The sequence below is a fragment of the Enterobacter cloacae complex sp. I1M genome (assembly GCF_014982425.1).
GTDB lineage: Bacteria > Pseudomonadota > Gammaproteobacteria > Enterobacterales > Enterobacteriaceae > Enterobacter > Enterobacter intestinihominis.
Genome location: NZ_JADCLG010000025.1, coordinates 43,647 through 44,500, shown reverse-complemented (window position 1 = coordinate 44,500; position 854 = coordinate 43,647). Strand labels below are relative to the sequence as shown.

The following is an 854-nucleotide window of genomic DNA, read 5'->3' as shown; positions in this document are numbered from 1 at the left end:
ATACATCCCTTTGTTTAGATAAAATAAAAGCGCGGCGATGGCCGCGCTTTTAAAAGTATTATTTAGTCAGGGCGACAATACCGAGAGTCAGGCCAGCTATTGCTGCGGCGCCACCGGCAATCGCACCTGCTGTTTCCCAGTTATCCTGGGTAGTCCCCTTCATACAGGTATTGGTGTGAACCAGTCGCCCCTGATCGTCGTATACCGGTACACAGGGAGAGTCGTGCGCGCAACCAGCAAGCAGCGCAGCGAGGAGTGCAACGGAAAGGAATCTTTTCATGATGTTACCTCAATATGATCGCTTATTCGCTTAAGAGCCGATGCGGCAATTTACGAATTGATGATTATTTTACCACCGCACTAATACCATACAGCACGGGGAATAATCTCAAATTGTGTGGATTGTAAAAATCATGGAGAAAAAAGAGGGGCGTTGATTATTTATGGAGGAAATGTGAAGAGATGTCTTTTTATTAGAATGCTGACAGGAAATAAAAAAGGCACCAGAGGTGCCTTTATGATTTTCATTAATCCTTATGCTTTGTAAACCGTCTCCGGACAACAACGAAGAAAACAGGAACAAAGAAAATAGCCAGCAGAGTGGCTGACAGCATCCCGCCCATCACGCCCGTCCCGACAGCGTTTTGTGCCCCACTACCTGCGCCACTACTGATGACCAGAGGCATAACACCAAGGATAAATGCCAGAGAGGTCATCAGGATAGGGCGCAGACGCATACGTGAGGCTTCCAGCGTGGCTTCAATAATCCCTTTGCCTTCTTTATCCATAAGATCCTTGGCGAACTCAACGATCAGTATGGCGTTTTTGGCTGATAAACCAATTGTCGTAAGCAG

At 46.8% G+C, this 854-nt stretch carries 2 protein-coding genes; both read right to left on the bottom strand.

Annotation, left to right across the window (positions count from 1 at the left end):
- Positions 1-58: 58 nt before the first annotated feature.
- A complete protein-coding gene (locus tag INF86_RS16205) occupies positions 59-280 on the bottom strand; it encodes a lipoprotein (protein ID WP_003860364.1) in 222 nt (73 codons plus the stop codon).
- A gap of 247 nt (positions 281-527) precedes the next feature.
- On the bottom strand, positions 528-854 hold a 327-nt coding region (locus tag INF86_RS22510), incomplete at its 5' end, for an efflux RND transporter permease subunit (protein ID WP_227414807.1).